Consider the following 22,682-nt stretch of genomic DNA (forward strand, 5'->3'; position numbering starts at 1 on the left):
AGGCGACCTATGTGCGTGAAGCTCTTCTCGTGGCCCACATCTCTTGACGCACCGGCCCCATAGGCGTATATCTGAGTACGGGTATACCCCACAGGGGTATACGCGATTAATGAAAAAGTCGACCCCAGGTGTTGTGTCTCATGGTTACCGCCAACGAGTACCAAGGGACAGGGATGAGCTGCGGGCTCTATGAGGCCGCAATTCGCACCGATGTCTCCCAGATCGACGGGCTGAGCGGCATCGATGGAAGAAGAGAGCAGTTATGAGTCAACCCCCAGCCGGCTCGCATCACGCGACTCAACGCGATGGGCACCGCGAGCAGCATGGCCACCACAGCGGACCAGAAGGGCATGATCCTGAGAGCCATGGGCGCGAAGGACAGCACCACGCTGGTCACCAAGCACACGGGGGACACGCTGGGCATGGAGACCATGTCGCGCAGTTCCGCCGCCTGTTCTGGATCATGCTCATCTTGGTGGTGCCCGTGGTGGGATTCAACCACATGTTCGCCGACTTGCTCGGGTATCGACTGCCCGACGCTGCGTGGGTCTGGTGGGTTTCCCCCGTCCTGGGCACTATCGTCTACACCTGGGGTGGGCAGCCGTTCTTGAGTGGCGCCGTTTCAGAGATCCGGGCCCGGCAGCCTGGCATGATGCTGCTGATTGGATTGGCTATCACAGTGGCGTTTGTGGCTTCCTGGGGTGCCACCCTCGGCCTGGTTGATCATGAACTGAACTTCTGGTGGGAAATGGCCCTGTTGGTGGTCATCATGCTGTTGGGTCACTGGATTGAGATGAAATCCCTGGCCCAAACCATGTCTGCATTGGACTCTCTAGCTGCCCTGTTGCCGGACGAGGCGGAGAAGGTCGAGGGTGGAGACATCATTAAGGTCGCTCCGTCTGATCTGCGGGTGGGAGATGTGGTGATTGTCCGGCCCGGTTCCTCAGTCCCCGCTGATGGGAAGATCGTCGATGGCAGTGCCAGCATGGATGAGTCGATGGTCACCGGTGAATCCAAAGCGGTGCGACGCCACACCGGCAGCCAGGTCGTCGCTGGCACAGTGGCTACAGACTCCGGGGTCAGAGTCGAGGTCACTGCGATCGGTGAGGACACAGCCCTGGCCGGAATCCAGAAGCTCGTCGCCGACGCTCAGGCCTCCTCATCCCGCGCACAGCGCATAGCCGACACTGCTGCCGCCTGGTTGTTCTGGTTCGCACTTGGAGCCGCGGTAGTGACCGCGATCACCTGGGTCCTGCTGGGTATGCCAGATGCGGCTGTGGTGCGCACAATCACCGTACTGGTGATCGCGTGCCCTCACGCCTTGGGGCTCGCGATACCGCTGGTCGTCTCTATCGCCACCGAACGGGCCGCCCGCGGCGGGGTACTCATCAAAGACCGGCTCGCGCTGGAGTCCATGCGCACCGTGGACTCAGTTCTTTTCGACAAGACCGGAACTCTGACCAAGGGAGAGCCCACCGTCACTGGTGTGCATCCGGTGGGGGATCGCCACGAAGATGACGTGATTGCCCTGGCGGCAGCCGCTGAATCTGGCAGCGAGCACCCCCTGGCCCGAGCGATCGTGGGAACCGCACGCGCCCGCAATCTGGACGTGCCCAACGCCCGTGATTTCTCATCCTCCCCGGCTGTGGGGGTGAAGGCAACCGTTGATGGAGCTGTGGTTGAGGTCGGCGGCCCCTACCTGCTGGACCAACACGGACAGGGCGAGCTCTTTGTCGCCGATCAGTGGCGTGATGAGGGCGCAATCATCCTCCACGTCCTTGCGGAGGGGGAGGTCATCGGCGCGCTGCGGCTAGCTGACGAAATCAGACCTGAGTCTCGAGATGCGGTCGATGCCCTGCACGCTCTCGGTGTGCAGGTGGTGATGATCACCGGAGACGCACAGGCCGTGGCTGAAACCGTCGCAACGGATCTCGGCATTGACCGGGTCTTCGCCGGGGTTCGCCCCGAAGATAAGGCCGCCAAGGTCGCCGAGCTGCAGGACGAAGGCAAGAAAGTGGCGATGGTCGGCGACGGGGTCAACGACGCCCCCGCATTGGCCCAAGCTGATGTCGGCATTGCTATCGGCGCCGGCACCGACGTAGCCATCGGTTCGGCCGGAGTCATTCTCGCCTCATCCGACCCCCGGTCGGTGCTCTCGATCTTTGAGCTCTCGCGGGCCAGCTACCGCAAAATGAAGCAGAATCTCTGGTGGGCTGCAGGTTACAACATTGCTGCCGTGCCACTGGCCGCCGGTGTGTTGGCGCCCATAGGATTTGTCTTGCCGATGAGCATCGGAGCGATCCTGATGTCCGCCTCCACAGTCGTGGTGGCCCTCAACGCCCAACTGCTGCGTCGACTCGACCTCACCCCCGAAGCCAGCACCGGTAGAACTCTCGAGCGTTCACCAGCACCGCAGCAACCCTCCCAGTCGGCGCACGCAGAAAGCAGGAGACAAGGACGATGACCGCCCCCACACCATCGACGTCGGCCAGCCATGGCTACATCAGCGATAAGCACCGCTACCTCGCACGACTGAAGCGCATCGAAGGCCAGGCTCGGGGAATCCACCGGATGGTTGAGGAGGACACGTACTGTATTGACATACTCACCCAGATCAGCGCGATCACATCCGCGCTGAACAATGTTGCTCTCGGACTGCTAGACGATCACCTCAAGCACTGCGTGGTGGGAGCCGCACAGGATGGCGGCGCTGAGGCTGAAGAGAAGATCAAAGAAGCCTCCGACGCCATCGCTCGCCTGGTCCGGAAGTAAGCCTGTCCTTGAGGTTCCAGATTGGCGGCCCACTTCTACCAGCTGTAGAATTCGGTACTGATGCCTCCCGCACACTCACACTCACGTCGCCTTAGCCTACGGTCCTTGGCCGCAGCGGTGATGACCGCTGGTTTGGCGCTGACCGCGTGCGGGTCCGACGGCAATGACGATCTCGCGCAGCGGGCCTCCAATGACGGGTCGAACTATGTCGCTGGAGACGGTTCTGTGCAGGAGTTCGCCTCGGAGAACCGTGGCGACTCCGTGGTCATCGAGTCTGAGACCTTTGAAGGCGAGTCAGTCACCGAAGAGACCTTCCAGGACGAGGTGAGCGTCATCAACTTCTGGTACGCCGCCTGCGCTCCCTGCCGGAAGGAAGCCCCAGACCTCCAAGAGATCTACGAAGAGTTCGAACCCGACGGGGTCCAGTTCTACGGGGTCAACACCCGGGATACCCAGGCCACCGCCGAAGCCTTCGAGCGCACTTTCGGCATCACTTACCCTTCCATGGAAGACCGCGGTGGGACTGTGCTGATGTCGATGACGGACTACGTCCACCCTTCCGCGGTGCCCACCACACTTGTGCTGGACCGGCAGGGTCGGGTCTCAGCGCGGATCAGCGGGTTGGTGGACCCGGGTACCCTGCGTGCACTGATCACGACGGCCCTTGAGGAAGATCCTGCTCAGGCTGAAGCTGCCGTGAACGACGCTGCCGCGGGAACCCTGCCCGCCATATGAGCTTGACCCTGTTGCCGACACCGGCAATGTCTTCGAACCCCTTCGCGGAGATCGTCTCCGACGGCTCACTGCTCATCGCTGCCCCGGTGGCGCTGCTGGCTGGGCTTGTCTCTTTCCTCTCTCCCTGTGTACTGCCGCTGGTCCCCGGCTATCTCGGCTATGTCACCGGACTTTCAGGGGTCGAACTCCACGATCGAGCTCGGTCCCGGATGGTGCTCGGAGCTTCACTGTTCGTGCTCGGATTCAGTGTGGTGTTTCTCCTCATAGGTGCGGTGTTCGTCCAGGCCACTGTGTGGCTCCGGTTCGACGGCGCGTGGTTGACCCAGGTGCTCGGAGTCGTCGTTATCCTCATGGGCCTGATATTCATGGGCGCCTTCAACTTCTTCCAGCGGGAGCGCAAGATTCACCGCCGCCCACCCGACGGGCTGCTGGGGGCGCCGCTGCTGGGTGCCACCTTCGGCATCGGGTGGGCTCCCTGCATGGGCCCGACTCTGGCCGCCGTGCTGGCCCTGGTGGTAGGGGATCCCGGGGGAGCCGAGCACACCCGCGGCGCGGCACTGGTCTTCATCTACTGTTTGGGTCTCGGTGTCCCATTCATCCTCATCAGCTTAGGGATGCAGCGCGGTATGCGGACCCTGAGCTTCTTCACACGGCATAAGCGCACCGTGATGCGGACCGGCGGAGGACTGCTGGTCCTCATAGGCGTGCTCATGGCCACCGGCATCTGGAACACCTGGGTGTGGGCGCTGCAGGACTGGTTCCAATCAGAGATAGTGATGCCCATCTGATGAGCACCGAGAACAACACCACCACTGAAGTGCAGCCCTCCGCGCACCGCGACAACGCCCGCGAGGACGCCCTCAACGATGCCCAGGGCCTTTCCAAGAATGAGGTCACCGCCCCGGCGCTGGGCCTGAAGGGGATGCTGCGCTGGGCCTGGACCCAGCTGACCTCGATGCGCACCGCGCTGATGCTTCTGCTGCTCCTGGCGATCGCCGCTGTCCCGGGGTCCATCTTCCCACAGCGGGTGCAGGACTCCTTCGCCGTCCAGACCTACATTGAAGACAACCCCACCCTGGGCCCGGTTCTGGACTTCTTCCAGATGTTCGACGTCTATTCCTCGGTGTGGTTCTCTGCGATCTACATCCTGCTGTTCATATCGCTCATCGGATGCATCATTCCGCGAGCACGCAAGCACTACCAGCAGATGATCAGCCCACCTCCGCGCACTCCACGCAGGCTCCAGCGTCTGCCCGAATACGGCGCCCTCGAGCTGGACAGCGAAGGACCCGATCCGGCGACTGCGCTGACCGACGCGGGTGCAGTCCTGAAGAAGCGCCGCTACCGGGTTGATATACGGCGCAACGACGACGGCACTGGCTCCGTCGGTGCGGAGAAAGGCTACCTCCGGGAGATCGGAAACATCGTCTTCCACGTCTCACTCGTGGGGGTGCTCATCTTCGTCGCCGCCGGTGCCATGTTCAGCTACCGGGGTCAGAAGGTGATGATCGAGGATGAGGCCTTCGTCAATGCGCTGGTCGCCTATGACAACTTCTACCCGGGCACCTGGTTCCAGGAAGAAAACCTTGAACCGTTCTCCATCCGGCTCGACAGCTTCGAGCGAGCCTTCGACCGACAGCTTTTCGACGGAGAACCCAACCCCAATTACGGCCAGGCCCTGGACTTCACCGCAGACGTCACCATTCAAGATGGTCCCGACGCTGAGCCCGAACAGACGGAGCTCAAGGTCAACCATCCGCTCTCACTCGGTGGTGGGGCCCAGATCTACCTGGTGGGCAACGGTTATGCCCCGGTGATTACGGTTCGTGACGGTGACGGGGAGGTCGCCTTCTCAGGCCCGGTGATCACACGCCCCGACGACCCGCTCTACACGTCGATGGCCGTCATCAAGGCGCCCGACGCCGCTCCCGAGCAGCTGGGCTTCGTGGGGCTGTTCCTGCCTACCGCCCATGACACCGGCGATGGGTTGGCGATCTCGATCGACCCTGAGCTGGGCAATCCGGAACTGCACCTCAACTCCTACGCCGGCGACCTCGGACTCGATGAAGGTGTACCGCAGAACGTCTATGTCCTCGACACCGAAGACCTTACCGAACTCAACTCCCGTGATTCCGAGGCCGGCGCTATCACCTTAGGGATCGGAGAGACCCACGAGCTGCCCGACGGTCTCGGATCGGTGGAGTTCGAAGAAGTCCAGGACTACATTGCCATCGATATTCACTACAACCCAGGCACCACGGCCATTTTGATCTTCGCGCTGACCGCCACAGCCGGGCTGATCACCAGCCTCTTCCTGCGCCGACGGCGAGCTTGGGTGACTGTGGAGCAGAACGAGCACGGGCGTACACTGGTCACATACGGACTGCTCGCCCGCGGCGAAGATTTCCGGCTCCGGGACGAGAACATCGCTCTGCGTACCCAGTTTGAGAAAACCTGGCCGGTCCGCCCCCCAGAGGAGAACAACGAGTCATGAATGTAGTAGCGCCGCTGTCGGCACACCTGCCACAAATCAATGTGCAGCTGGCCGAATACTCAGAGCTGTTTATGCTGATCAGCGCTTTCATCTACACCCTGGCATTCATCCTGTTCACAGTCGACACTGTGCGCAGTTCAGCCACCATCCGCCGGGTGGAGGCCGAACTGTCCGCCGAGCAGCAGCAGGAGCGTTCACGGCAACTCGTAGGGGCCGGCACGCCCGGGCACGACGACGACATTGCCTCAGCTTCACCGGCGAGCGCCTCCGCCGCAGACCTGGTGGACGACGACCTCGCGTACGTCGGCACCAGCCGTCCCTTCGCTAACGTGGCAGTGGCGCTGACCGCAGTGGCTGCCGCCGCCCACGCCTTCGCCGTCGTTTCTCGCGGCGTAGCCGCCGCGCGGTGGCCACTGGCCAATATGTTCGAGTTCCTGACCGCTGCCGCCTTGGTGGTCAGCGTAGTGTTTCTCGTGGTGCTCATCCGGCGTGACCTGCGGTTCTTGGGTATATTCGTGATCGGCCTGGTGGTGACGATGATGGCCGGCGCCACTATTGGTTTCCCCACACCCATAGGTCATGTTCAGCCCGCCCTGCAGAGCCCATGGATCGCCATTCACGTCACTCTGGCCGTCCTGGCGATGGCGGTCTTCACTCTCACATTCGCCATGAACGTCTTACAGCTCGTCCAGGCCCGGCGTGAGCGGGCGTTGAACGGTGCCCCCAAGGGCGGGTTCGAACGTGGCCTCACCAAGGCTCAGTTTATGCGCCTGGTGCCCAGCGCCTTCTCACTTGAATCCTGGGCCTACCGGCTCAACGCCGTCGGATTCGTCTTCTGGACTCTGGGACCATTGATCACGGGTGCCATTTGGGCCAATGAGTCCTGGGGCCGGTACTGGGGCTGGGATCCCAAAGAGGTTTGGACGTTCGTCATCTGGGTCGTGTACGCCGGTTACTTGCATGCCAGGGCGACCCGCGGATGGACCGGCAACCGGGCGGCGTGGCTGTCGATCATCGGTTTCATCTGCATCATCATCAATTACACAGTCGTCAACATGTGGTTCCCCGGCCTGCACTCTTACGCCGGGCTGCCCGAGTAGTCGGAGGACCGTCGAATGGCCGTGCTCAAGTACTCCGCCCTAAGGTTGGGCATCTTTGCCGTGGTCTTCTTCGGCTGCCTCTACATAGATCTGGGACGCTTCACCTTGATATTCGCGGTGATCATCGGTTTGGCGGTTTCTTGGATGGTCAGCTACCTCTTCTTCAACTCCTGGCGTATCGCAGCCGGGGAGCAACTGGCCGGATGGTTGGGACGGCGCCGCCGGTCCACATCTGAGCGACAAGACAATGCAGCCGAGGACGAGCTAGCCGAGCAGTTCCACGAGCCCGCCGAACAGCCCCGCCCGCATGACCAGGATCGGCTAGGGCGGGCCGAAGGGTGACCAGGGCGGGTAATTCTCGGTCCGCGCGGAGCGGAAACGGACACGGCCTCACGCCGGGTCTACTACGCTAGATTGTATGGTTCGGGTTTTCATGGCTCTCGGCGTAGTCGCTCTCGGTCTGCTGATTTACAGCACGGTCGACTGCATTCAGACGCCCAAGCACAAAGTGCGCGTGCTTCCCAAGACGGCGTGGGTACCGATCATCATTCTGCTACCGCTTCTTGGCGCCGGGCTGTGGTTGGGCTTCGGCAAAGCCCGTGGCGGTAACGGTGGCGGAGGCGGCCCACGTAAGGGCCCGATGGCCCCCGATGACGACCCTGAGTTCCTGCGGAAGGTTGAGTTCCAACGCCGTCAAGCCCAGCGTCGTGAAGAAGAGGCCCGACGCCAGGCAGAAGAGAACCGCCGCAAGCGAGAGGCTGAGGAGCGGGCCGCTGAGAAGAATCGCGAGAAGAAGGATGATGACCGCGGGGCAGGGCCCAGCGACTGACATGAACCTTCCCCACAGCGTCTCGGACACCTTCGACCCCCAACGCTGGCGCGTAGTCGAAGGCTTTGACTTCACCGATATCACCTACCACCGCCAGGTAAAGCGTGAACCAGACGGGTCCAACACGCACGACCTGCCGACCGTGCGGATCGCATTTGACCGTCCGGAGGTGCGAAACGCCTTCCGCCCGCACACAGTCGACGAGCTCTATCGGGCACTCGACCATGCACGGATGACCCCCGACGTTGGTGCCGTCCTGCTTACCGGCAACGGCCCCTCTCCCAAGGACGGAGGGCACTCTTTCTGCTCCGGCGGAGACCAGCGTATCCGAGGCCGGGACGGCTATCGATACGCTGAAGGCGAGACTTCCGAAACGATCGACCCTGCCAAGGCCGGTCGGCTGCACATACTGGAAGTCCAGCGGCTGATCCGCACCATGCCCAAGGTGGTCATTGCCGTTGTCAACGGATGGGCCGCCGGAGGCGGACACTCCCTTCACGTGGTGTGCGACCTCACGATCGCCTCACGTCAGCACGGGAAGTTCAAGCAGACTGACGCGACGGTCGGCTCCTTCGACGCTGGCTACGGCTCCGCGTTGCTGGCCAAACAGGTCGGACAGAAGAAAGCCCGGGAGATCTTCTTCCTGGCTCGGGAGCACAGCGCCGAGGACATGGTCGCCGCGGGCGCAGTCAATGAGGCGGTGGACCACGAAGACCTGGAATCGGTGGCCCTGGAATATGCCGGCGACATTGCCAAGCAGTCCCCGCAGGCGGTGCGCATGTTGAAATTTGCCTTCAACGCTCCCGACGACGGTCTGGCTGGTCAGCAGGTATTCGCCGGAGAGGCCACACGTATGGGTTACATGACTGATGAAGCTGTCGAGGGCCGCGACGCGTTCCTGCAGAAGCGGCAGCCGAATTGGACCGACTTCCCGTACTACTACTAGATCTGCAGATTATCCAGGTCAGCGACCTTAGGAGGCGCTCGCGGGCGTGCGCCGGGCGTCAGCGGCTGGACACGCGAGAATCAGGCCACCGGCGAATACAGCCATATAGGTCGTTCACGCACCACTATTCCTACGAGGCAGAAGGGGCTCCACCGTCAAACCTCATTCGGGAACTGAATCTGTCGTCCAACGAATGGTCCATATTTCACGGCCGGTGCTGTGGATCAATACCATCGGTCCCGCCGTCCTGGGAATGTGGCTGGCCGGTCACTTGTGGCATTGGGATGCACTGGCGTTGCTCTTGTGGCTGACGCTGCCATTCAACCTGCTCATTTATGGCGTCAATGACATCTTCGATCAAGAAACCGACGCGCGTAATCCGCGTAAGGGCTCTCTGGAAGGCGCTCGGATTCGCGCTGGTGAGGTTTTCTCGATTTGGGTTTCAGTTCTTGTGACCAATCTTCCGTTCCTGATTTACTTCGTCTGGGCGCTTCCCGGTGCTGCACCTCTGTGGATAGGGCTCTACCTACTGATTTTCGTTTTCTATTCGGCGCCACCGTTACGGTTCAAGGCCCGCCCCTTCTTGGATTCGCTCAGCAACGCCGCCTATGCCCTGCCTATGGTCTTTGTTCCGATCGCCTTAGGAACCGATCCGATCTGGGCCGCCGCACTTGCGCTCATGGCATGGAGCGTGGCTAAGCACACTTTCGACGCAGTGCAGGACATCGAGGAAGACAAGGCAGCCGGAATCACCACCACAGCAGTGCGCCTCGGTGTTCGCGGAGTGGTGCTCTGGAGTGGGCTCTGGTGGACGTCAGCTACCATCGGTTTTGCAATGGTTAATGTTCCTGTCGCGGTTGTCAATGCGCTTATCAGCGCAGGGTTGCTCTACAAGCTGTACCGCTCCCCTCTCATTACCACCGCCCATGGTTTGTACCGCTACTCCATTGCTTTTCCCTATGTCGCCGGAGCTGTGGCCGGCATTCAACTGGCTGCGGCGCTGCTGCTGGGGTGGTACCCATGAGTCGTGTCGTGGTGGTTGGTGGGGGAGTGGCAGGCCTGACGGCGGCAGCGCTCTCAGCCTGGGCGGGACACGCTGTCACGCTTCTGGAAGGTAACTCGAACCTGGGCGGTAAGAGCCGCCGTATCGAAGTTGATGGGCAAGTCATCGATACCGGCCCCTCGCTGTTCACATTTCCGGCCGTCTGGAAAGAGCTGCTGCGCCGACTGGATGACTCCAGTCAGGGTCCATCCTTGGCGGCCGAAGAGACAGCCAGGCTGAACTTGGAGCGACTTCCGGAAGTAGGTCGGTACTTCTTCCGCGGGCAAGTCTGTTCCCTGCCGGTTCCGCCGGGACACCCGTGGCACCCGGCGTGGGAGCGTTTCGCAGCGCTGCACGGTCCGATTGGGCCGGATGTGACCCGGCTTCTGACCACCGCCCCGTTGGCACGTGATGCACACCCCTCTCTGGCTCGTTTGGGGCGCCTCTACGGGCACCGGCTCACTACCCGCAGTTATCTCGATAGTCTCACCTGGCTGCCCGACGGGCTGCGCGAAGTGATCGCTATCCACACACTAAACGCCGGGGTGGGCCCATCCCGCACCCCGGCGTTGTATGCCAGCATGCCTGCGGTGATGGCCCGAGACGGGGTGTGGGTGCCGCGGGGCGGCATACACGAACTGGTGCGGGCTCTCGAGCGGCTGGCGCGAGCTGCAGGGGTCGATGTTCGCACCGATGAGCCCGTGCTTAGCCTGGAGCGGGGAGAAGTCAGGACTGCCCAACGGGCATATCGGGCGGACGCTGTGGTCAGCAGCATAGACGCGCACCGCCTCGAGGGACTGCTGCGTGGGCGCACACCTCGACCGCCCCGGAAGCTCTCCTGCTCGGCGGTCGCTGTGTACGCGGCGCTCAAGCGTCCCCTTCCGGCGGATGTGTCGCGGCATAGCGTAGTGCTGCCCGAGGACCCACCGGAGCTCTACGCAAGTCTGGAGGCTCAACGCGAGCCGGCTCAGACAATGGCGTTTCTCAATCACTATCCAGCGACGGACTCAGGCACCAATGCCGCCGATACACTAGCGGTGCTGTTGACAGCGCCCTCAAATGGGCAACGCTATGGCCTCCAAAGTGACTTTGTGGACCGAGAACTTCGCCGTGTGTGGAACACAGCTGGGCTGCCCGGAAGTTTCGACACCCATGCCGAGGAATGCGCCATCCTGGATCCGAACTATTTCAGTCTCGCAGGCGCTTCCGGAGGTGCCCTGTATGGACCGATTCGTCCTGTGTTGATGAGCGGGCCCCTGCACCGTCCAGCTCACCATAGCCTGAAGCGGCCATGGCTGTGGCGAGTAGGTGCATCGGTCCATCCGGGCGGCGGATTGCCGGCAGTGCTGGGCGGGGCCATGATGGCGATGGACGGATTGCTTCGCGCACTGCCGTCCGGGCCTGGCGGAAGCACCTGACTGCCGACACACACAGCTGAGGACGCAATCAAGTGGTTTGCATCGCAGGTATTGGTGATGCCAGCCATGTCACGTGACCTTCGAGGCCCCAACGTCAGAACCGGTTCCCTGGACGCTCTCTGTAGGTGTTGAGTACCTATCGCAAACCTGATTGCGGAGAATACGTAGCGCACACGGATAGCCCTGCGCAATGGTGCCATCGGAGACTCTCCGCCGCTGCGGTGGGTAACAGGGACCAGCCCCCAAAGTCGCGAACAATTGCGGATTTCTTTCGGAATTCCCCACTTCTTAGAATGAATGAACCGCTTTTAGTGGTTTTGCTTTAAATTTTTTCGCCAGGGGGAATAATGTTGTTTTTAGTCACCTCAGTGATGAAGCGTCGCTCAGAATGCTCCACGGATGAGCACCAAGTGTCCACTGTCAAGGCGCCCTGCACGGTCGCATACTCCGCCCAGTCATTCGCGAGGAGGTGAGTTTCATGGAAGGCTTAGTGCGCCGTGAGGATCTCGAACGGCTGAGGACCCTGCTTACGCAACACAAGGTCGCCGTAGTCACAGGGGAGATCGGCTCAGGAACCTCTTTTCTGTTGCGCAGCCTGGAAAACCGGTGGGGCGGACGAACTGTTCGGATCCCTTATCACCGCAAAGAAGCTGCGATCAGACGCTCAGGTCTCGAAATTGTGCTGGCAGGCCTCCGATCCCTGGGTGTAGAGGCCTTCGCGGGAGAGCTGGCCGGCGAGAGCCTCACGGACTTCGAACTGGCATCGACTGTATTGACAGCTCTGCATTCGGCTCAGATCCCTGACGACACACTGATCATAATCCCTGGTGTTGATGACATGGACGACGCCTCACAGGCGGCTATGGGTCATGTTCTCCGCCGCATGAGTGATCATCGAGTGCGTATTGTCGTCTCGGCTCGGCAGATTACCGGTGAGAGTCCATTTGATGGGATCCCACGTCTGGAGCTCCTATCTCGGGGGCACGCCGAAATGATCGAGCTGGCTGACCGCACCACTGCTGGAGGCATCTGTCCTGCCTCCGGACGGATAGCCGTGCGAGCCGCCTCAGGTCGGCCCCATGCGCTTGGACTGATCCTTCAGGCTATGACCGACAGCCAGCGGGCTGGCAGCTTCGCTATCACTATCCCTGTTCGTATCGGTCCGGAGGGTGCGTCGATGGCACACGAAATCGTTGGGGAACTCGACGATGACCTGGAACATGTGCTCAGGATGCTCTCCCTGGCGCCCCTGACGTCCTACTCAGCCCTGGAACGAGAGATTCCGGAGCTGACCGTTTTGGTGGCTGAACTGGAATCCCGTGGGGTGGTCGAACGTCGCGGTTCATACCTTCTAGTAACGGATCACCTGGTGCGCGCCGCTGTGCATTGGTCAATGACTGGCAGTTTGCGCAACGTTTTTCACGAGAGGCTAGCTGCAGCCTGTGCTCGGCATCATGCCCAATTGGAGAACTGGCATCGGTCCTTCGTTTCGGTAGACAGTGGCACTGCGGGGAAACTTGCCGCAGACGCCTTGGAATTCATCGAGAATGGGCTCGTCGATGTCGGCATCGAGTTCATTGAGCGAGCAATCGCACTCGGTTCAGAGATCAGGAGACTGGACGCAGAATTTACTGATATAGCGGAAGTCCTTATTGGTCGTCATGAATTTATATTTTCCTCTCGTTACTTACAGTTTGCCCGAGGCTCGAATGACTGCTCTGTTTCCGTGCGCGCTCGCACGCTGAGCATCCAACTTGGTTACCTCCAAACCCAAACGCTGCCCACGCGGGTCATCAGCAGCTGGACCCGGGACGAGCGTTCTGCAGCCCCACGCGAGGTGGCAGAACTGCAGCTGAAGCTAGGCCAATTGCACTGCGACCGCGGCGAAGTCCTAGATGCTTGTGAACTCCTCAAAGAGGCGGAGTCCCTCGAAGATCACTTCACGCCTCGTGAGAGGCAACTCCGTGACGGGCTCAAGATGTCGGTTGACGCCGCCCGCGGAGATGACCGGCTCGCTCTAGCGCGCTTCGCAGAACTCAGTGGCCATGAAGAGGATGACTTGAGGGCGGAGTACCTGCTGGCCATGGCATGGGCCCTCATGATGACGGAACACTATGATTGCGCTCAGGCTTGTCTAGGCCTCCTACCCCGACTCCATGCCGACAGCAGTACTTGGGTAACAGAGGCCGCATGCATGGAAGCTGAAATAGCGATCCGCGCTGGGCAGATCGGACACGCCCTGGGGCTGATTGATTCCCTCGCCGGCGCACCGAACGCTGCCGACATGATCCGACGGGACCGGCTCCTATACCTGCAGTGCTGGCATCTCCTCATGAGCGGGCGAGCCAGTGACGCGGAGAGATCCGAGGCTGAACTTGCTGGGTACGCCATCAAGACCCGCAATGGGGGGCTCTTGGCAGCTCTGGGGGCCCTACAGGGGCATTACCTGCTGCGAGTGGGCCTACCCGCTGAGGCCGTACTACAGCTTCAGCGCTGTGACGAACGTTCTGCAAGTGAACTCAACCCGAACAAGTACCGGCACGAACCGGATCTCATCGAGGCACTGATTCGGCTGGGCCGACGCGAACACGCGGCTCTGCTTCTGAAGCGGTTGCGCAGCAGAACTACTCGGACCCCATCACGGTGGGCTGAAGACGCGGTGCGCCGTTGTGAGGCCCTGCTCGCCCCCGGACAGCAATCCCTGGACCTTTTCCAGGCCGCACTGCGGGCCCACCCGGAATCTCTTCACGACCAGGCGCTCATCCATACGGCTTTGGCAGAGCGACTCGTCTCACTGGGATCCGCATCGCGTTCACGCACCCATGTGAAAATCGCCGAATCACTGTTTGAGGAGATCGGTGCAGGCCCCCCCGCTGTGCGGGAACTCGCTGCACTCCCTCATGCGCCCGACCCACCTGAGGTAACTCGCCCAGAGCTGACTGGTCTCAGGGAGGAGGAACGCGTGGTCGCGGAGTTGGTCCAAGCCGGACTGAAGAACAGGGAGATCGCAAATCGCATCTTCGTCTCCCTTCGCACCGTTGAGCTCCGGCTCACCGCAATTTACCGGAAGCTCGGAGTATCTTCACGTACTGAATTGATGGCTCGGCTCGCGGGAACCCCGCGGCTGGCGACGGTGTAGTGATGCCTACCCAGCAGCCATCGAGCCCCAACGGCGTCGACCGGGATAGCGGGTTGCCGCAGGGCCGCCGCGGAGGTCCGCAAGAAGCTTCGGAACTGCTTCAACGGTTGCCCCCAACCATCTAGCTTGATGTTCACCGTAGGTATCCCGAAGATGCAGAATCGCCCGTACTTACGCCACAGAGAAGCGGAATGAGACCCAAGGAGGAGACGGACATGGCAGCGACACATCACCAGGAATCGCTCTTGGTAGTGCCAGAAGAGCGGCTGTTCTCCAAATTCCTAAGGGTCGTCTGGGAACACAGAGCCTGGTTTCAGATCCCCCTGGATGTGATGGCCTGGGCTATGGCTGCCGCATTGGTGTGGCTGGCCTCCGGAAGTTCATGGAATGCGGGCCTGAGCCTCGCGGTACTCGTCGCGGTGACGCTTCACGTCGGGCTCGGCGGGATCCTTCGGTTATACGGAAATCGCTTCAATTACGGCAGCTTCTCCGAGTACGGCGAGTTGGTCGCGCTCACCCTTGTTATCGGATGTGTGGTCGTAGTCATGCGTCCTGCTGACGCCGCCCTCGCGGTATTGATGGTCACAGCGGCGTTGGTGCTCATGTCCGGGCCTCGCTACCTTGTCCGCTACCTCCACCAGAGGACTACGCGTCCAACCTCTGCTGAGAGGGTACTGATTGTTGGGGCCGGCGATGCTGCGGAGTCGCTGGTGCGCCAGATGCTCTCGGATTCCACTGGGCCCTATCTCCCGGTGGGATTGATCGACGACGATCCTCGCAAACGACACCTGAGCATTCAGGGAGTCCGCGTCAGGGGGACCAGCGAGAACGTCGCCGAGCTAGTTGATTGCCTGAATGTCGCCGGTGTGGTGATCGCTATCGCGGATTCAGAACCCGAATTTCTCACCGTTTGCCGTGAACGCTTGCGGTCGTCGGGGTGCTGGCTCCGGACAATCCCTCCACTGGCCGAGCTCGTCAACCGCCGGGTGGACGTTAGTGATATTCGCGACATCAAGGTTGAAGACCTCATCGGTCGCAGCCCAATCCACACTGATATGACCGAGATCCGGGCCCAGATCGCCGGCAAACGGGTTCTGGTCACCGGTGCTGGCGGGTCGATCGGCAGCGAGCTGTGCCGACAGCTATGGTCGCTCAATCCGGAGAGCCTGGTCCTGCTCGATCGTGACGAGACGGCACTGCACGGGGTGGAGTTGGCTCTCTACGGTTCGGCCCTGCTGACATCCCCGAACACAGTTCTGGCAGATATTCGCGACCAGCACGCACTGGAGCGAGTCTTTGACGAAGCCAGACCACAGATCGTGTTTCACGCCGCGGCGTTGAAGCACCTTCCGGTGCTGGAACGATTCCCCCAGGAAGCCTGGAAAACCAATGTGCACGGTACCCTCAACGTTCTGCGTGCCGCAGAAGCGGTAGGGGTGGAGACTTTCGTCAACATTTCCACGGACAAAGCCGCCTCTCCGACCAGTGAACTTGGGCGGAGTAAGAGAGTTGCCGAACGGCTTGTCAGCGGAATCACCAACGATTCCACCGGCACCTACCTGTCCGTACGATTCGGCAACGTGCTCGGTTCTCGAGGGTCGGTGCTGCTGTCTTTCCAAGAACAGATCCGCCAGGGCGGCCCGGTCACAGTCACCGACCCGGACGTGACGCGGTACTTCATGACCATCCCTGAAGCCTGCCAGTTGGTGCTGCACGCTGCGACCATAGGCCAGGACGGCTATGTCATGGTCCTGGACATGGGTGAACCGGTGAAGATCGTCGACATCGCACGCAACCTAGTGGCGATGTCCAACACACCTACCGAGATCGTCTTCACCGGACTGCGTGCAGGCGAGAAGCTCGATGAGGAGCTGTTCGGAGACTATGAGGGCTCGGTAGTCAAGATCCACGAGAAGATCAGCCGAGTGGAGGCTCCGGAACTAGACGCCACCATACTCCCGCCCACTACCGCTTCGCGGCACACAATCGAGCGGTTCTATGCAGATGTCTGCACCGACTCTAGGTTGAAGCTCGCTAGCTTTCCGGAAGTCAAAGCGATTGGAGAAGCTCGTGCTGCCTAGGCGCTTTACTTCCGGAGCGACGACATTGAGCCTCGGCCCCAGCGTCACGCCGGTGCTCTAGGAGTCAGCCATGACCAAGAACCTGCTCACTGTGCAGCCGCCACAAACCAGTGCTTCGGCGCCCATTCACCTCTCCGCCCCAGATGTTGGGCCCGTCGAAGAGTGCGCCGTGCTCTCCGCGCTGCGGTCCGGATGGGTGGCCCCGGCCGGACCAGACCTCGACGCATTCGAGGCCTCGATGGCCCAGCGCGTGGGTGTCCGCCACGCCGTAGGCCTGGCCTCGGGGACCGCGGCCCTGCACCTGGGGCTGTTGGCGTTGGGAGTCCAACCCGGCCACGTGGTGATCACGTCAACGCTGACATTCGCCGCCACAGCCAACGCCATCGTCTATACCGGAGCGACGCCCTATTTTGTGGATGTCGATCCGTCGACTGGGAATATGGAGCCAAGCCTGCTTGAGCAAGCCCTAGTCTCTCTGCATGATGCTGGCGAAGTCGTCGGCGCGATCATCCCAGTAGATCTCCTTGGGAAGGCGGCCAACTACACCGCAATCGAGACCATCGCTGGTCACCACGGGGTCCCGGTGCTGGCTGATGCCGCCGAATCATTGGGCGCCACCCATCGGGACCGGCCGGCGGCAAGCTTCGGACAGGCTGCTGTCCTCTCCTTCAATGGCAATAAGATCATGACCACCTCCGGCGGGGGGATGTTGCTCACCGACGACGGTGAACTGGCGGCACGGGTGCGGTACCTCTCCACCCAGGCCCGCCAGCCGGTGGCACATTACGAGCACACCGAGATCGGCTTCAACTATCGGCTGAGCAATCTGCTTGCCGCTCTGGGACGAGCACAGCTGACACGGCTGGAGACGATGATCGCCCGACGGCGCGAGATCCGTCAGCAATACCGGGCGTGGTGCGCTGCGACACCAGGAACGCAGATCTTCGGCGCAGCTGGGGACGACCAAGACAACTGCTGGCTCACCGCAATTCTGATTGACCCCGATGTGCACTCCTTCCCGATCGACGAACTGAGCCGGCAGATGGCCCACCACGGAATTGAGACCCGTCGCATCTGGAAGCCAATGCACCTGCAGCCGGTGTTCGTCGACTCGCCCAGCCTGCTCACGGGTGCGGCTGCCCAGTTGTTCGAGACCGGGTTGGCGCTGCCCAGCGGTTCTGCGCTCGGTGAATATCAGATTCAGCGTGTGCTGCAAGTTCTGACCGAGTTCGTGGGAGGGCAATGATGAGACTGCGCCAGCGACTGAACGATGCGCTTAAGCGGACCGTCGATGCGGTCGGCGCTGGAGTCGGGTTGATCGTGCTGTCCCCGGTCATCGGTGCTGTCTGGCTGAGCGTGCGCATCAAGTTGGGCTCCCCGGTGTTCTTTAACCAGCCACGGCTCGGGCGAGACGGGCGGGTGTTCACTCTCTACAAGTTCCGCACCATGCTCGAACCCGACCCGGACCACGGAGTTATCACTGACCACCAGCGCATGACGCCTTTCGGGCGTCGGCTGCGGGCCGCCAGTTTGGACGAGCTGCCCACACTGCTCAACGTCCTCAAAGGTGACATGAGCTTGGTCGGGCCTCGACCACTCCTCCCCGAGTATCTGCCTCGCTACACCGCACATCAGGCCAGACGCCACGAGGTCCGTCCCGGCATCACGGGGTTGGCGCAGGTGAACGGACGAAACCAACTTGGTTGGGAGGAACGTTTCGACCTCGACGTCGAGTACGTGGACCGGCACAACCTCTTCTTAGATGTAGCGCTTATGGCCCGCACAGTCCTCCGGGTGCTCTCGCGAACCGGAGTCGAAGGTGAAGCAACCGTCGCGATGGCGGAGTTCCTGGGTTCAACACCTGATGACGGTCTGACCGAGCAAGTCTGGTCAGAGCATTGGCGCGATCTGCGAGACCGATGGCAACAGGAAGCATTGGCTGCGGATATCCACGGGGCCGGAAGTGGCTTCACGGACGGCACTCGCTACTGGGTGTATCTCAACGAAGAACACTTGCCGGTCGGCATCGGGGGGCTCGCCGGCCTCGGAAATCTTCATCTGGACGCCAGCGTCGTGATGAATCCGGACCACCAGGACGATGAGGTGTTTCAGGCGGTGCTCAACCGGTTGATGAACAGGGGACGTGCGTTGGAAGCCCGCCGCATCGCGCTGCGTATGCCGGGTGACAACCGGGCGCATTGTGACCTGGCCCGGAATTTGGGTTTCGTCTATACAGCGGACCAGAGCAGCCCGAGGGCGGGCACGCAGGTGTCACCGGGTGTGTATTCCTACGCCTTCATTGAGGGGACGGAGAACTGACATGCGTGTGGTGATCAGTTCGGCAGGCCGCCGCGTGTATCTGGTCCATTGGTTCCAACAGGCACTAATGGACGCGGAGATCTCAGGCGACGTCTGGGTCTTGGACCATGATCATCGTGCAGCAGCCGCTGCAGCCGCTGACGGGTTCCGACATATGCCGGGCTTCACCAGCGAGGAGTATGTGGCACAGCTGCTGACCACCGTGGAGCAGCTGAAACCTGATTTGTTCATCTCCCTGAACGACCACGAACTGACAGCACTGTCCCGCGGGCTGAGCGCAGACCTTGAAGCACGCGGGGTCATGGTCCCGGTCTTGAACACAGCTGCCCATCGCGCTGTGGCCGACAAATTCCACATGTTCCGTGTGTTGCGTGACGCAGGAATTGCGACTCCGACTACGGTACAGCTCTCGGACGTGTCGGCCGTGACAGAGCTGCTCGAAACCTTTCCTAGTGTCGTTTTGAAGGATCGATGGGGAAGCGGTTCTTCCGGGTTGCGTCGGCTCTCTTCCCAGGAAGCCCGACGATGGCTGGGACTGGAAGGCGGTGTCGGTTCGGACCGCTCTGGGCAGCAGCGCCAACATGAGCTCATTATGCAACCGGATCTGGGCGGCTCCGAGTACGGCATAGACATCGTTGCGCCAGTTCAGGGAGGAGCAGTCGCTGGTGTTTTGGCGCGACGGAAACTGAGCATGCGTCACGGAGAAACGTCCGCCGCGATCACGGTTGAGTCCGGGCAGTTTGAAGACCTCGCAGCATCACTCGCGGAGACCCTGAACATCCGAGGCACCGTCGACATCGATGTGATGGTGCCCGATGGCGGCGAACCGCAGGTGATTGACATTAATCCCCGGTTCGGCGGGGGCTATCCTTTCAATCACATCGCCGGTGCCGACGTCCCGCACTTCCTGGTCACCTCGACGCTGGGGCTAGCCCCCCAGCAAGGATGGAACACCTACCGACACGGCCACCTGGGCGCCAAGCACGAAGGCATCATCGGCTTCGACACCCCCGGGCTGGACGCTCACCGCGGACGGCTGACACCGGATGTCGTGGTCACTGGCACGCAGAAAGCTGCTGGGCTGCGATGATGTGGCGGTTTACATGAAACCGCAAGGTGGTATGACCTTTGCCGCCGGCTCGTTGAGCTGGGCCGGAACGCAATGGGTTCTCGTGTGGCTCTTCGCCCGGTTTGCCGGAGGAGCCGAAGCTGTCGGTCAGTATTCACTGGTCTTGGCCATTGCCACGCCCATCTTTGTGGCGTGCCATCTCGGGCTGCGAACGGTGTATCTCAGCCTGAGCGAGACCTATCGGTGGAGCACCTACCTAACCCTGCGGCTGGGTGGCATCCTGCTGGGATCGTTGCTTGTGACCCTTTACTTCTCGTTCTTTGTCGACGTCAGTGTCTGGCTCTGGGGAGCCGTCCTGCTGATGAAATGCGCGGACACGTACCTGGACCTCGGCTACGCGCAGATGCAGCGCAGAGGCATGCTCCGACAGATTGGAACACTGAATCTCGTTAACAGTTCCGGCACGATTGCTTTGGCCATTTTGGCTCTGTGGCTCGTCGAGTCGGTGGCCGCGGCGATACTAGGATCAGCTTTGGTCTCCTGGGCTCTCGTGGTCGTAGTCCAACGCGCTATGGTGTTGCGGCCGGCGGGAGACAGATCTGCCCGCACAGGATACCGACGAGTCCTCGCCGCCGGAGTGCCAACCATGATCTCTGATTCTTTGGCAGTTGTGGCCAATTACCTCCCCATCCTCCTGTTGGCCAGGATCGCCGATGAGGCCGAAGTCGGGGTGTATACCACGGCTGCCTTTCTGCTCATATTCACACACCTTTCCGGCTCGATCCTGAGCGGCATTTGGATCACCTCCTTCCGACTCACCTTTGAAATCGAAGGTTCGCATGTCATGCTGCGGCAATCACACCGAATGGCCACTGCTCTGATCGTTATCGGACTACTAGCGGTGCCAGTCGTAATTGCAGCGGGCTCGCCCGCTCTGCAATGGGTCTTCGGGCCTGAATTCGGCATGACCTACGCCGAGCTCACGCTGCTGGCGGTTGCTGCGCTGCCCATCATGCCGACGTACGTCTACACCGTCAGCCTTAACGTACTTAACCGATTCGCGGTACAGGCATGGGTTTGGGCACTTGCGTGTGGCTTCGGGAGCGGCGTGAGCGTGTTGGTAATGCAGTTGGGTGCGACCCCAATGACGGTGGCACTTTCCTTGGCTCTCGGAATCTCCTGGGGACGTTCCATATGCGTTCTTCTATTAGTCGTTACGGTGCCTCGTCGCCAGAGTCAGGAGAAGGGCAACTTACCAGAAGTCCGCAGCCTCAGGTGACATTGTGCGTAGGTTCGTCCTGCAACGACCTAGTCTTTGGTTTAGCGCCATAGTTGAGGGAGGCAAAGAGGTGAGTGGCGACCAATATGCCCAGAATCAACCAGAACTGGCGTGCGTTGTTCAGCGAAACTCCCATCGATCCCATGAGCATCACCAAAACAGCGTCGCGGTTCTTCAACCACAAGTGCATGGTGTCGACACCCGAAGGGCGTCTAACCATCAAGAGGATCACAGTCGCAACAAAGACTCCGGCGACAAGGAGGCCCCACTCTGCGGCGATCTGCAGGAACGTATTGTGAGCAAGTTCCTCGTGGCCGGTCAAAGCTTGGCTGACGTCCAGGTACGTTCCGACTCCCACCCCTATTAACGGTGCGGCCTCTATGATCGTCACCGCTGAACCCCATGCCACATCGCGGGTTGACCCACCACCTTCGATCCCGGACTCGAAATCGATCAACAACGGCGCGAGACGGTTAAGGGCGGGGGTGGCTTCAAAGGTTGTTGCCAACTCGAGCCGGCGTTCCGGATCGGAGGCCATCACTGCGAGGACACCGGCAGCCATCAGCATCAGCAATATCCAGAGGAAACGAACGTAAGAGGAGGGTGCGGTGGCTCCGCTGACCATTGTCCGCACTAGGCGCCAGATCAAATAGATCATGAGGACGATGGCGCCCGTCTTGGACGCTGATAACAGCACAGAGATACTGAGTATCACGAGTGCAGGAACACGCACGCTCGCCCGGACTTTCTCGTCGTCCCAGAGGAGCGCCATCGCAGCGATCTGTAGAACTGCAAAATAATTCGGATCATTGATGAACCCGCGGAACCTGAATTCGCCGTAGAAGAGAAGCTCCGGCTGAAAGGCCTGAGGCAGGCTCGACAAGACGATGCCTGCGGCTCCGATGCCCGCAGCCGTCAGCGCAAAGACGCGCAGCAGAATAGGCGCATACCCAGTCCGGGCGATGTTGATTCCTAGCAGAAAGTAACAGAACGACGTGGCGAGCTTTAGGTAGTCCGACAGCATCTGGCTCGCCGACAAATCGATCGGAAACAATACCGGAGTGATGAACCCGCCCACTATGAGTACAAGCACCGATAACATCAGAAAGACGTAGGTGGCAGAAAGTGGAAAAAAGAACCTGCCGGTCATGAGTGCGATCGCCAGAATAATCGCGGCCACGGCGTCGGCGACCGACAGGTTGAAGCCGTATAGGAGGCTTGTGTGATTCAAAGCGACGCCGAACAGCACCAGCAACACCAGCGCAGCTCGAGGGGTGCGACGTCCCGTCGCTTCAAGAGGCCCGGCGAAGGCAGCCACGTCAGCTCACCAAGCCAGGGGGCGATCGTTGGAGCGGCGCAGTATCAAGGTCACATCTGTTCCCATCACGTCCGGGGCGCGTCCTGGGGACGACGGCCTGAAGCAGCGACCGAAGCCGAACCAAGCGCCAATCCCACTGAA

Annotated in this window: 19 protein-coding genes; 18 read left to right on the forward strand and 1 reads right to left on the reverse strand. The window is 61.1% G+C overall.

Annotated features, from left to right (window positions below):
* Positions 1–140 precede the first annotated feature (140 nt).
* The 18 genes from D3250_RS12090 (at position 141) to D3250_RS05460 (ending at position 21,223) form a co-directional block, all read left to right on the forward strand.
* Complete coding sequence (locus D3250_RS12090; protein ID WP_264080520.1) at positions 141–266, forward strand: hypothetical protein; 126 nt, start codon at positions 141–143, stop codon at positions 264–266.
* Positions 263–2,464 carry a heavy metal translocating P-type ATPase gene (locus D3250_RS05380; protein WP_192892565.1) on the forward strand — a complete coding sequence of 734 codons (2,202 nt, stop codon included), beginning with the start codon at positions 263–265 and terminating at the stop codon, positions 2,462–2,464. Before D3250_RS12090 ends, D3250_RS05380 begins: the two co-directional genes overlap by 4 nt.
* Positions 2,461–2,772: a metal-sensitive transcriptional regulator gene (locus D3250_RS05385; protein ID WP_119902372.1), complete on the forward strand. Its 312-nt coding sequence runs from the start codon at positions 2,461–2,463 to the stop codon at positions 2,770–2,772. The genes D3250_RS05380 and D3250_RS05385 overlap by 4 nt, the downstream gene beginning before the upstream one ends.
* 105 nt (positions 2,773–2,877) lie before the next feature.
* Positions 2,878–3,507 carry a TlpA family protein disulfide reductase gene (locus tag D3250_RS05390; protein ID WP_225973170.1) on the forward strand — a complete coding sequence of 210 codons (630 nt, stop codon included), beginning with the start codon at positions 2,878–2,880 and terminating at the stop codon, positions 3,505–3,507.
* Positions 3,504–4,295, forward strand: coding sequence for a cytochrome c biogenesis CcdA family protein (locus D3250_RS05395; RefSeq protein ID WP_225973171.1), 792 nt, complete (start codon positions 3,504–3,506; stop codon positions 4,293–4,295). The genes D3250_RS05390 and D3250_RS05395 overlap by 4 nt, the downstream gene beginning before the upstream one ends.
* Positions 4,295–6,001 carry a cytochrome c biogenesis protein ResB gene (gene resB / locus D3250_RS05400; RefSeq protein ID WP_119902375.1) on the forward strand — a complete coding sequence of 569 codons (1,707 nt, stop codon included), beginning with the start codon at positions 4,295–4,297 and terminating at the stop codon, positions 5,999–6,001. Before D3250_RS05395 ends, resB begins: the two co-directional genes overlap by 1 nt.
* Positions 5,998–7,101, forward strand: coding sequence for a c-type cytochrome biogenesis protein CcsB (gene ccsB, locus D3250_RS05405; protein ID WP_119902376.1), 1,104 nt, complete (start codon positions 5,998–6,000; stop codon positions 7,099–7,101). Before resB ends, ccsB begins: the two co-directional genes overlap by 4 nt.
* Before the next feature lie 15 nt (positions 7,102–7,116).
* Positions 7,117–7,443 carry a DUF4229 domain-containing protein gene (locus tag D3250_RS05410; protein ID WP_119902377.1) on the forward strand — a complete coding sequence of 109 codons (327 nt, stop codon included), beginning with the start codon at positions 7,117–7,119 and terminating at the stop codon, positions 7,441–7,443.
* A gap of 76 nt (positions 7,444–7,519) precedes the next feature.
* Positions 7,520–7,930 (forward strand): PLD nuclease N-terminal domain-containing protein, encoded by a 411-nt coding sequence (locus D3250_RS05415; RefSeq protein WP_119902378.1) that lies wholly within the window; start codon positions 7,520–7,522, stop codon positions 7,928–7,930.
* A 1-nt stretch (position 7,931) separates the two neighbouring features.
* The gene (locus tag D3250_RS05420) at positions 7,932–8,876 is read left to right on the forward strand and encodes a 1,4-dihydroxy-2-naphthoyl-CoA synthase (RefSeq protein WP_119902992.1); all 945 of its coding nucleotides are present in this window, start codon (positions 7,932–7,934) and stop codon (positions 8,874–8,876) included.
* Between the two features lie 193 nt (positions 8,877–9,069).
* Positions 9,070–9,900 (forward strand): UbiA family prenyltransferase, encoded by an 831-nt coding sequence (locus D3250_RS05425; RefSeq protein ID WP_119902379.1) that lies wholly within the window; start codon positions 9,070–9,072, stop codon positions 9,898–9,900.
* Positions 9,897–11,336, forward strand: coding sequence for a phytoene desaturase family protein (locus tag D3250_RS05430; RefSeq protein ID WP_264080521.1), 1,440 nt, complete (start codon positions 9,897–9,899; stop codon positions 11,334–11,336). Before D3250_RS05425 ends, D3250_RS05430 begins: the two co-directional genes overlap by 4 nt.
* Before the next feature lie 478 nt (positions 11,337–11,814).
* Entirely contained in the window at positions 11,815–14,475 is a 2,661-nt protein-coding gene (locus D3250_RS05435; RefSeq protein ID WP_119902381.1) for a LuxR C-terminal-related transcriptional regulator, read from the forward strand.
* A 215-nt stretch (positions 14,476–14,690) separates the two neighbouring features.
* Positions 14,691–16,556: a nucleoside-diphosphate sugar epimerase/dehydratase gene (locus tag D3250_RS05440; protein ID WP_158583079.1), complete on the forward strand. Its 1,866-nt coding sequence runs from the start codon at positions 14,691–14,693 to the stop codon at positions 16,554–16,556.
* A 70-nt stretch (positions 16,557–16,626) separates the two neighbouring features.
* Positions 16,627–17,802, forward strand: coding sequence for a DegT/DnrJ/EryC1/StrS family aminotransferase (locus tag D3250_RS05445; protein ID WP_119902383.1), 1,176 nt, complete (start codon positions 16,627–16,629; stop codon positions 17,800–17,802).
* Positions 17,799–18,875, forward strand: a complete 1,077-nt coding sequence (locus D3250_RS12135; RefSeq protein WP_318778943.1) for a sugar transferase — start codon at positions 17,799–17,801, stop codon at positions 18,873–18,875. The genes D3250_RS05445 and D3250_RS12135 overlap by 4 nt, the downstream gene beginning before the upstream one ends.
* A 1-nt stretch (position 18,876) precedes the next feature.
* Positions 18,877–19,965, forward strand: a complete 1,089-nt coding sequence (locus D3250_RS05455; protein WP_119902385.1) for an ATP-grasp domain-containing protein — start codon at positions 18,877–18,879, stop codon at positions 19,963–19,965.
* A gap of 31 nt (positions 19,966–19,996) precedes the next feature.
* The gene (locus tag D3250_RS05460) at positions 19,997–21,223 is read left to right on the forward strand and encodes a lipopolysaccharide biosynthesis protein (protein ID WP_119902386.1); all 1,227 of its coding nucleotides are present in this window, start codon (positions 19,997–19,999) and stop codon (positions 21,221–21,223) included.
* On the opposite strand, the gene D3250_RS05465 is transcribed toward D3250_RS05460, so the two are convergent.
* The gene (locus D3250_RS05465) at positions 21,216–22,541 is read right to left on the reverse strand and encodes an O-antigen ligase family protein (protein ID WP_147383489.1); all 1,326 of its coding nucleotides are present in this window, start codon (positions 22,539–22,541) and stop codon (positions 21,216–21,218) included. The genes D3250_RS05460 and D3250_RS05465 overlap by 8 nt on opposite strands.
* Between the last annotated feature and the right edge of the window lie 141 nt (positions 22,542–22,682).

The sequence above is a fragment of the Nesterenkonia natronophila genome (assembly GCF_003595215.1).
Classification (GTDB): Bacteria; Actinomycetota; Actinomycetes; order Actinomycetales; family Micrococcaceae; genus Nesterenkonia; species Nesterenkonia natronophila.

What these genes read in the sequence shown, in the direction of transcription:
- D3250_RS12090 (WP_264080520.1), top strand. Translation starts at nt 141, where the DNA reads ATGGTTACCGCCAACGAGTACCAAGGGACAGGGATGAGCTGCGGGCTC.
- D3250_RS05380 (WP_192892565.1), top strand. Translation starts at nt 263, where the DNA reads ATGAGTCAACCCCCAGCCGGCTCGCATCACGCGACTCAACGCGATGGG.
- D3250_RS05385 (WP_119902372.1), top strand. Translation starts at nt 2,461, where the DNA reads ATGACCGCCCCCACACCATCGACGTCGGCCAGCCATGGCTACATCAGC.
- D3250_RS05395 (WP_225973171.1), top strand. Translation starts at nt 3,504, where the DNA reads ATGAGCTTGACCCTGTTGCCGACACCGGCAATGTCTTCGAACCCCTTC.
- resB (WP_119902375.1), top strand. Translation starts at nt 4,295, where the DNA reads ATGAGCACCGAGAACAACACCACCACTGAAGTGCAGCCCTCCGCGCAC.
- ccsB (WP_119902376.1), top strand. Translation starts at nt 5,998, where the DNA reads ATGAATGTAGTAGCGCCGCTGTCGGCACACCTGCCACAAATCAATGTG.
- D3250_RS05410 (WP_119902377.1), top strand. Translation starts at nt 7,117, where the DNA reads ATGGCCGTGCTCAAGTACTCCGCCCTAAGGTTGGGCATCTTTGCCGTG.
- D3250_RS05415 (WP_119902378.1), top strand. Translation starts at nt 7,520, where the DNA reads ATGGTTCGGGTTTTCATGGCTCTCGGCGTAGTCGCTCTCGGTCTGCTG.
- D3250_RS05420 (WP_119902992.1), top strand. Translation starts at nt 7,932, where the DNA reads ATGAACCTTCCCCACAGCGTCTCGGACACCTTCGACCCCCAACGCTGG.
- D3250_RS05425 (WP_119902379.1), top strand. Translation starts at nt 9,070, where the DNA reads ATGGTCCATATTTCACGGCCGGTGCTGTGGATCAATACCATCGGTCCC.
- D3250_RS05430 (WP_264080521.1), top strand. Translation starts at nt 9,897, where the DNA reads ATGAGTCGTGTCGTGGTGGTTGGTGGGGGAGTGGCAGGCCTGACGGCG.
- D3250_RS05435 (WP_119902381.1), top strand. Translation starts at nt 11,815, where the DNA reads ATGGAAGGCTTAGTGCGCCGTGAGGATCTCGAACGGCTGAGGACCCTG.
- D3250_RS05440 (WP_158583079.1), top strand. Translation starts at nt 14,691, where the DNA reads ATGGCAGCGACACATCACCAGGAATCGCTCTTGGTAGTGCCAGAAGAG.
- D3250_RS05445 (WP_119902383.1), top strand. Translation starts at nt 16,627, where the DNA reads ATGACCAAGAACCTGCTCACTGTGCAGCCGCCACAAACCAGTGCTTCG.
- D3250_RS12135 (WP_318778943.1), top strand. Translation starts at nt 17,799, where the DNA reads ATGATGAGACTGCGCCAGCGACTGAACGATGCGCTTAAGCGGACCGTC.
- D3250_RS05455 (WP_119902385.1), top strand. Translation starts at nt 18,877, where the DNA reads ATGCGTGTGGTGATCAGTTCGGCAGGCCGCCGCGTGTATCTGGTCCAT.
- D3250_RS05460 (WP_119902386.1), top strand. Translation starts at nt 19,997, where the DNA reads ATGACCTTTGCCGCCGGCTCGTTGAGCTGGGCCGGAACGCAATGGGTT.